Here is an 8,527-nt window from a genome sequence, read left to right on the forward strand (position 1 = left end):
GTTTATACCCGAGGATTTCTTTGACGAGTTAGGACCTGTATCCTTTGAGCTTAAGAATTCGGAACTATCTTCAAAAGAAGACCCTGAAGAAGTCTATATTGATTATAAAGGTGAAGGAGGCATCACTTCTTCTTCAGCAGAAGTGATGTTTAAAGAAACAATTCAAGAAACATTTCGATGGATTGGTGTAAAAAGGGCCAATCTTTCTACAAATGGGAAGGAAGGTATTGAGTTCGGTAATACAGGATTGGTAACGGAAATAGATATCTCACAAATAAGAAAAAAAGCTTATCTTATTTATCAACATGACAAAAATACGAAGAAATTACTTGTTCCATCTCCCGAGCCATTGAAGACTATGATCGAGGCAATTGATTTAATGAAGAACGGAATACCAGCATACAATTTATCGCCTTCTATTGGAAATAATATCATTATTAATGTTAGTGAAAATGAAAATCAATTGAATATTGAATTTAATGAAAACAAAGATATTAAAAACAACGAACAAAGTATTATGATGTTAGAATCACTCTTGTTAACCGCAAAAGACTTTGGATATAAAACAGTTAAGTTTAATGGAATAAGTGAAGAAAGAATTGGTGTTATGAATGTTACCAAGCCGATTGAAGTACCATACTCACCAAATCCGATTAAATAAGGAAAAGAGGCTCAAAATTTTGAGTCTCTTTTTATGTATAGTTAGGAAAATAATGTTACATACTACACATGTTCTTTTTTAAGACAGACCTTCATACATTGACCGTTGAGTACATTTTTATAAGCATGGTAAATGTAAAAGGCAAATCTCCGGAACATTATAAAGATATGGCTATTCAATAAAAACTAAATAGCTAAAAAATGAAACAGGAGGAGAAAAATGCTAGTTAGAAGAATGAGTTTCGTTTTATTAACATTAAGTATTGCAATTGGGATGTTAGTAATAGAAAAAAATCATGTGCAAGCAGAATCATACATAAAAGAGCTAGAAGATCAATGGGTACAACCTGTTAATGGGACAATAACAGATACATTCGGAACACGACATGGAAAACATAAAGGAATAGATATTGCTGCTCCAGAGGGGGAGGAGATTGTATCTGTTTCAGACGGAAAGGTAACAAAATCTTATTATTCCGACTCATATGGAAACGTTGTATTTATTGAACATCCAGAAGGCTATGAAACAGTTTACGCGCATTTAAGTAAACGTAATGTTAATGAAGGTGAAAACGTTAAAAAGGGACAAGTAGTAGGAATTATTGGGAACACAGGAATTTCTACAGGTACACATTTGCATTTCGAATTACATCAAGGTGAATGGACGTATGAAAAAGAACACGCATTAGATCCGTTATTTGTATTTGAATCTCATACTGCGCATGCTAATCAAGAAAAGCAGGAAAACAAAAATAAAGATAAAAATCAAATACAAGACGAATCTAAGAAAAACAAAATGAATGAACAAGAAGCACAGAAGAAGGTAATTACGGTAACAAAAGGTGATACTCTTTGGGGACTATCAAGTGAGTATGATGTATCAATAAAGTCCCTTAAGGAATGGAATGATCTTAACGGTGAAACAATTTATCTAAATCAAGAGTTAACGTTATATTTGAATAATGAAGATATGTATGTTGTACAACCTGGTGATACCATCCAATCCATCGCAAAGGAATTTAACATCAGTCCTGAAAAAATAAAAAGTGCTAATGATATGAGTAATACACTTATATATCCGGAACAAGTCCTAATTTTAAGTAAAAAATGATAAGCCAATATATCCGTAACTTCACAAAAGTGAATTTACTCAAATAAATGGTAAGAATTATTTTAGAATATATTTATAACGTCTATTTCTTCAATGATTAACTTCCATTGGATCATCTTTCTATACAAGAAGATCTCATCATATTATAATAAAATTGTAAAAAATAATATGATCAATCTTCGGGGCAGGGTGCGATTCCCGACCGGCGGTGATGAAATTTTTATTTCTAAGTCCGCGAGCCGTAATAATGGCAGGATCTGGTGCAACTCCAGAACCGACAGTATAGTCTGGATGTGAGAAGATGGAGGTTCAAACGTTTAAAAATTTGTTTTTTAAACGTTTATTTAGACTTGCATTAAACGCCCTGATTAATCATGATTCAAATCGATCATGTTAATCAGGGTTTTTTGATAAGTTATTAAAAATGACTTATTAAAGCGTCTAAGAGCTTCTTCTTTTTCGGGTGCGATCAGCAAAGGGAGAGAAGAAAAATGAATCAAAGTAAGGTAAGAAAGCATGTAACAGTTGGGATGTTGAGCAGTATAGCGTATGTGCTAATGATGCTTGATTTTCCTTTTCCCGGTTTTCCTGTCTTTTTGCAAATCGATTTTAGTGATGCTCCCGCATTAATTGCAGCAATTGTATTTGGACCAGCAGCAGGCATAATGGTGGAAGCAATAAAAAACGTCTTACATTACCTAATCCAAGGGAGTGCAACTGGTGTGCCAGTAGGTCAGGTAGCTAATTTTATAGCTGGGGCTATATTTATTTTACCCTCATCGTACATGTTTAGACGTTATAAATCATTAAAAGGTCTTTTGATAGGGCTAGTGATTGGAACGTTACTTATGACAACTGTTATGAGCGTCTTAAATTATTATATTATTATGCCTGCATACACACTGTTTTTGAATTCACCGGCTATGACTGCTGAGGCAACTAAGCAATTGGTTGTTGCTTCAATTATGCCGTTTAATTTTATAAAAGGAATACTAATGACCTTAATATTCCTACTTATTATTTCGAGGCTGAAATTTTGGTTAACTAATCAATTGCAATTCCATACAAGGTCTTTATAAGAAAAAACCCCTCTATAATCTAAGAGGGGTTTTTCGTTTTATTCAAACTTTAGAGCATCGCCATCAAATTTTTCATCAGCAATCTTGATTGAATCTGTTGGACAACCTTCGAAAGCATCCATCATATCTTCTTCAAGGGCTTCAGGTACTTCAACAACCCCTTGGTTATCATCTAATGTAACAAATGCGATACCTTCATCATCATAATCATAAATGTCTGGTGCAGCCGCTCCACAAGCACCACATGCAATGCATGTATCTTTGTCAACTATTGTATATTTTGCCATTAAACAAACCTCCTGATAAAAATCATACCACATTATATGGTAGAACTGATAAAATGAGTGATTCTTAATCGAAAAACTTCATTTTCTCTGTTACGCCTATCTTGTATTGTAAAACGGTTTTTTTGACATTTCAATAGAAAACTCTTTTGATAATCGTTCTCATAGCTAAGTTTCCTACTTATTAATCAATAAATTGATTAATTTCTAAACGAAAGTCCATAAATTTGTTAAAATAGAAAAGGTAATCGAATATTGTCAAACATTGTAGGGTGGTATAATGAAGCTAGATTATTTCCATACTGTCATGCTCTTTTGCTTAAAGCAATTTAATGGAGAAAGAACTGTCTCCGCTATTTATCATTTACTTAATGGGAAAAAATCTTCACAAACAATTCAAGATGGCAAACTTTTTAATGTCACGTTCCTTTTTAGCTTATTTCCGAAATTATCAAGAATACAAACCGATGAAACATGGAATGCTCTTCTAAAACAAGGATTGATTGAGCAACTACCCGATAATAAATCTCGACTAACAAATAAAGGAAATGAATTTTTAAAAGAAAGCCTAGGGAATAATCCGATTCCTGCGCAATTAAATGGTTGGAATTATGGAGACATTGGAAGAGTTTTGTGGAGGAGGCTTTCTCTTCTCGTTCAAGTATTATCGAACTATGCTTATGAAAAAAAAGACTACTTGCCTGTAACGAAAAATCAAGAAGATTTACAGTGGGTGAAAACTTTTCTAAAACAGCGAGACCGTTCTAATAATGAGTTAACCGATCGCTTATACAGTGAACTTAAGGATATATTGAATACCCAAACAAGTAAGGATGCCACTATTTTTGTTCAAAGATTAACATCGAGTCAAAAAATTGGATTAACTTTTGAGCAAATAGCATATAAGCATGAAGAGGATTCAACTTATATGTACTTATTGTTTTGGAATGTTGTTCATTCCATCATTCAGTCTCTTCAAACCAATAAAAATCAATATTTGTTATTAAACGAAATGTTAGAAGATAAATGGCATATTGAAGGGTTTACCTCTTCAACGAAAATTACCAGGTCATATTTACTGCAAGGATTGGACCCTGCTGAAATTGCTACAGTTAGAAGACTCAAGCAAAGTACAATTGAAGACCATATTGTCGAAATTACATTACATGATCAACAATATATCCCAACACCATTTTTGAATGAGGAAGATTACAATAAAATTATGGGAGCAATCACAAGGCTGAACACACATCAGTTAAAAAAAGTGAGAGAATTTTTAAATAACGAATACAGTTATTTTCAAATTAGACTTACTTATGCGCTCATCGGGAGGGGAGAAACATCCAAAAGCTAGAACAAGTGTTACAGTCCCACTTTCAATTACAACACTTTCGTGAAGGTCAGCGAGAAATTATTGAAGCAGTTCTTAAAGAAAATGATGTAGTCGCTATGCTCCCGACGGGTGGCGGGAAGTCGTTGTGTTATCAACTTCCAGGTTATTTCTTAAAAGGGCCGATATTGATTGTCTCTCCACTACTTTCTTTAATGGAAGACCAGGTGGAACAAATTAAGAAAAGAGGGGAGAAAAGAGTTGTTGCCCTTAATAGTACAATTTCCCTTCTAAGAAGAAGACAAATTCTACAAGAATTAGGAAAGTATCGCTATATCTATGTTTCTCCAGAGATTCTTCAATATGATTATGTATTGAATGCCTTGAAAAATGCTGGAATATCACTATTTGTTGTTGATGAAGCTCATTGTATTTCTCAATGGGGACATGACTTTAGACCAGATTATTCTAAGCTCGGTGAAATAAAAGAAGCACTTTTAAATCCTCCTTGTTTAGCGTTAACAGCTACTGCGACAAAAGAGGTCCTAGAAGATATCCATCATATCCTTCGATTTGATGCGAATTTCAAAGAATTTATTTTTTCGATAAATCGACCAAACATTGGAATATCAGTGGAAAGATGTTATTCATTAGAAGAAAAAATTGATCGAGTGCACCAATTGGTCCGCACTTTAAAGGGCCCGGGAATTATTTATTGCTCTAGTAGATTATGGACAGAAAGGGTAGCACAACTACTAATTGATTCAGGGTTAACGGATGTTGCCTATTATCATGGTGGAATGGAACAAGAACAGAGAATTCTAATTCAACAGCAGTTTCTATATGATCAACTGCAGATTGTATGCTGTACGAATGCGTTCGGTATGGGGATTAATAAACAGAATATTAGATTTGTCCTTCATTTTCATTTTCCATCACAATTAGAATCTTATATGCAGGAAATAGGTAGGGCAGGCCGGGATGGTAAGGAAAGTGTTGCCATTACATTAGTAACGGATGCAGACTACGAAATACCGAAATCGCTCGTTGAGTCAGAATTCCCTAATTATGATGCTTTAAACCAAACAATTTATTATATGTTCCAACATGAAAAAGTAACTTTAGAACAAATACAGCAGCTTTTTGGGTTAACTGAAACTCAATGGCGTTATGTTGAGAATGCTTTTTATAAACATCGAGCACATAATGTTTCACCGGAAAACTTAACAGCTACAATCTGGCACGAAATAGAAAAAAGGGTAGCTCTAAAGCATGAAAAACTAACAGATATGTCCAAATGGCTAGCAGGCGAAACATGTAGAAGAAAAAAATTACTCTCCTATTTCAATGAAGCATATGATAATAAGCAAAAAAACTGCTGTGATGTGTGTGGAATAGATTATGATTTATATATTCCAGAAGCTAGACCAGAAATAAAGGAGAAAGATAGAAGCTGGCAAGAAGAATTAAGACTGATCTTTTGCAAGGTGAGTGAATAAAATTTGTTTAAGAAACAAAATGAATTAATTAATCAATTAACAGATAAGCAAATCGTACAAAATTTATATTTTACACAATTTCTTCTTATTTGTGTGTCCATTATTTTTGGTTTTTTTCTCTTTGATCATATACAAGAGTTTCTTGGGCTATTTCATTTTAGAGACTTTGATTTTATTTTATATGGGGTCGGAACAGCTTTATTGGTGATTATTGTGGATTTTAGTATATTTAAGTTGGCACCACAAGATCTTGTTGATGATGGTGGCATTAATGAGAAGATTTTTGAAAAGCGATCTATCCCACATATCTTTTTTCTTACTGCAGTTATTGCGGTGTCAGAAGAAATATTATTTAGAGGGGTTATTCAAACACATTTTGGTCTATGGGTGGCTAGTATTATTTTTGCAATCCTACATTTTCGATATCTCTCTAAATGGCTATTATTTTTAATGGTGATTTCTATAAGTATTTTATTAGGGTATGTTTATGAACTAACAGCAAACCTTTTTACAACCATATTGGCTCATTACTTAATTGATCTAGTCTTTGCCATTCAAATTAGATGGCAATATGTAAGAGGGGGAAAGAATAAATGAACGACCAAAAAGGACAATCAGATCAAGCAGAGGGCTTACGTACGAAAATGATTGATGAATATAAACAGGAACATGGAGATTATCCACCCCGGAGTGAAATTCACAAAGGGCAGAAGTCGAAAAAAGCTAAGGTTAAAATGAAATATCCTGTTATTAGACTTTTAGCTTTGTTTTTTATTCTACTCCCCATATTCATTTTATCTATGAACCTATATTTTAATGGAAAGAATGCTCAAAAAACTCAAGGTGATCAAATTGTTGGGGAAGACACTGTATTTATTTCAAATGGTCAGGAGTCTACTAGTGAGTCAGAAGTAGTAACTAGTAGTAATTCAATCGAAGATGAACAAGATACATCAGATCTAGAAAGTGAAGAAATGGTGTCATCTAATACTTCTAACAGTGGGAATGAAGTGCAAGTTGAGCAAGGCGACCAGATAACTGAGGAGTCTTTACAAACGAACAGCGAGGAAACTAGTGATCAAGAAGAGTATAAGGAAATCAAAACACATAAGGTAGCAGGTGGAGAAACCCTTTTTACTATTGCTATTAAGTATTACAACAGTAAAGCTGGGATGGAAACAATCCGTAGCTATAATGGAATAACGGGAAATGAAATTTATGAAGGACAGGTATTAAAAATCCCTATTAAGTAGCATATTTGCTTCATAACATTGTGGACGACCTCATACAATATATTAACCGAAATGTATTGTTGGATGAGAGGGCGTGACCACGATTGAAATAAAAATACAACAATTAAAGAATCATACTGACGAACCAACAAAACAAATGCTCAACAATTTGGTCGAGAAAAAAAGGAAATTTGAAAAGTATAAACTCAAGTGTTTTCGAGCGCAGTTTGTTACTTTCATTTTGCTAATGGGTTTTATAGCGTACCTTTATGTGTTTATTATTAAGCCAACTGGAGGCCAGGCTGATGCTTTCTTTCACTTATTATTTGACGGTGAAATGAATATCTTTTTTGTCTTACTCATTGTAGGTGGTTATGCAACAGCACAATATTTTAAGAAAAAGGAAGATAAAGCAGAAACTGAATATCAAAATTTAAGATGTGAAGTTATAAGGAAAAGTGCTGAACTCTGGCCACAGCCAACTCAATGGCAAAACAGACATGAAGTTTTTAAAATGATGAAATCTGAATTTGACATAAACTTGTTTCATGAAAGCAAGTAAATGGCCCCTTCTTTCTTATTTTGGAAAGAAAGGGTTTTTTGTTATAATGAAAGAGTTTCTTTAGTGTTTTAAGCGTATATAGAGGTGATTGTGATTGAACTGTTAATAATTGTAGTCAGTTTATTCCTAGGAATACTTGTGTTGTTACTTTTTATGTTTATAGAAGCTAGAAAGAATCATTTAACAAAGCATTATATAGAATTTAGCACTTTTCCAAAAAGTACTGGATCACTTTCAATTTTTTTCATTTCAGATATTCATAGAAGAACAATTTCAACACGTTTATTGGAAAAAATACCTGGAAAAGTTGATCTTGTCGTTATAGGTGGAGATTTAACGGAGTCAGGAGTTCCGTTTTCAAGAGTTGAGGAAAATATTAAATTGTTAAGGAAATTGGGTCCTACTTTTTTTGTGTTTGGCAATAATGATTATGAAGTAGGGAAAAATGAACTTGAAGCACTGCTTATTAAAAATAATATTACAATCCTTAATAATTCTTCAACATCTTTTACTTCAGCAAATAAAGAGAAAATTGCTTTAGTGGGAGTAGAGGATACTAGTAAAAGAAGAGACAAACTACATCATGCTTTAGAACGTACGTCATCCTCTGAATTTAAGATCCTAATAAGCCACAACCCTGACATATACAAAAAGCTTAATTCAAAAGATGGTATTTCTATCATTTTAAGTGGGCATACTCATGGTGGACAAATAAGGTTTTTGGGTCTTGGTTTATATGAAAAAGGAAAGCTGCATTACCTTGAAAATGC

The 8,527-nt window shown here is 33.4% G+C and carries 8 protein-coding genes, 2 pseudogenes and 1 riboswitch; of the genes and pseudogenes, 9 read left to right on the plus strand and 1 reads right to left on the minus strand.

Features of this window, described 5'->3' with window-relative positions; all coding sequences use genetic code 11:
* The 3 genes and pseudogenes from ACEWK1_RS26515 to ACEWK1_RS26525 form a co-directional block, all read left to right on the plus strand.
* A pseudogene (locus tag ACEWK1_RS26515) lies at positions 1 to 661 on the plus strand (hypothetical protein); the annotation flags it as partial.
* A gap of 219 nt (positions 662 to 880) precedes the next feature.
* Positions 881 to 1,606 (plus strand): annotated as a pseudogene (locus tag ACEWK1_RS26520) (peptidoglycan DD-metalloendopeptidase family protein); the annotation flags it as partial.
* A 336-nt stretch (positions 1,607 to 1,942) separates the two neighbouring features.
* A riboswitch (FMN riboswitch) is annotated at positions 1,943 to 2,078 on the plus strand.
* 184 nt (positions 2,079 to 2,262) lie between these two features.
* The gene (locus ACEWK1_RS26525) at positions 2,263 to 2,850 is read left to right on the plus strand and encodes an ECF transporter S component (RefSeq protein WP_416636816.1); all 588 of its coding nucleotides are present in this window, start codon (positions 2,263 to 2,265) and stop codon (positions 2,848 to 2,850) included.
* A 38-nt stretch (positions 2,851 to 2,888) separates the two neighbouring features.
* Here ACEWK1_RS26525 and ACEWK1_RS26530 read toward each other — a convergent pair whose 3' ends face one another.
* Complete coding sequence (locus ACEWK1_RS26530; protein ID WP_098796186.1) at positions 2,889 to 3,137, minus strand: ferredoxin; 249 nt, start codon at positions 3,135 to 3,137, stop codon at positions 2,889 to 2,891.
* A 277-nt stretch (positions 3,138 to 3,414) separates the two neighbouring features.
* On the opposite strand from ACEWK1_RS26530, the gene ACEWK1_RS26535 reads away from it, so the two are divergent.
* The 6 genes from ACEWK1_RS26535 to ACEWK1_RS26560 all read left to right on the plus strand — a co-directional run.
* Positions 3,415 to 4,488, plus strand: a complete 1,074-nt coding sequence (locus ACEWK1_RS26535; RefSeq protein WP_121662628.1) for a helix-turn-helix domain-containing protein — start codon at positions 3,415 to 3,417, stop codon at positions 4,486 to 4,488.
* 5 nt (positions 4,489 to 4,493) lie between these two features.
* Complete coding sequence (locus ACEWK1_RS26540) at positions 4,494 to 5,963, plus strand: RecQ family ATP-dependent DNA helicase (RefSeq protein WP_416636817.1); 1,470 nt, start codon at positions 4,494 to 4,496, stop codon at positions 5,961 to 5,963.
* A gap of 3 nt (positions 5,964 to 5,966) precedes the next feature.
* Positions 5,967 to 6,560, plus strand: coding sequence for a CPBP family intramembrane glutamic endopeptidase (locus ACEWK1_RS26545; protein ID WP_121662626.1), 594 nt, complete (start codon positions 5,967 to 5,969; stop codon positions 6,558 to 6,560).
* Positions 6,557 to 7,216, plus strand: a complete 660-nt coding sequence (locus ACEWK1_RS26550; protein WP_251396020.1) for a LysM peptidoglycan-binding domain-containing protein — start codon at positions 6,557 to 6,559, stop codon at positions 7,214 to 7,216. Before ACEWK1_RS26545 ends, ACEWK1_RS26550 begins: the two co-directional genes overlap by 4 nt.
* Before the next feature lie 73 nt (positions 7,217 to 7,289).
* Entirely contained in the window at positions 7,290 to 7,757 is a 468-nt protein-coding gene (locus ACEWK1_RS26555; RefSeq protein ID WP_416636818.1) for a YpbF family protein, read from the plus strand.
* Between the two features lie 90 nt (positions 7,758 to 7,847).
* Positions 7,848 to 8,527 (plus strand): metallophosphoesterase (locus ACEWK1_RS26560; RefSeq protein ID WP_416636819.1); only part of this gene is annotated, 680 nt, incomplete at its 3' end.

The organism is Metabacillus sp. YM-086 (assembly GCF_048059995.1).
Lineage (GTDB): Bacteria > Bacillota > Bacilli > Bacillales > Bacillaceae > Metabacillus > Metabacillus litoralis_B.

What these genes read in the sequence shown, in the direction of transcription:
- ACEWK1_RS26530 (WP_098796186.1), bottom strand. Translation starts at nt 3,137, where the DNA reads ATGGCAAAATATACAATAGTTGACAAAGATACATGCATTGCATGTGGT.
- ACEWK1_RS26550 (WP_251396020.1), top strand. Translation starts at nt 6,557, where the DNA reads ATGAACGACCAAAAAGGACAATCAGATCAAGCAGAGGGCTTACGTACG.
- ACEWK1_RS26525 (WP_416636816.1), top strand. Translation starts at nt 2,263, where the DNA reads ATGAATCAAAGTAAGGTAAGAAAGCATGTAACAGTTGGGATGTTGAGC.
- ACEWK1_RS26535 (WP_121662628.1), top strand. Translation starts at nt 3,415, where the DNA reads ATGAAGCTAGATTATTTCCATACTGTCATGCTCTTTTGCTTAAAGCAA.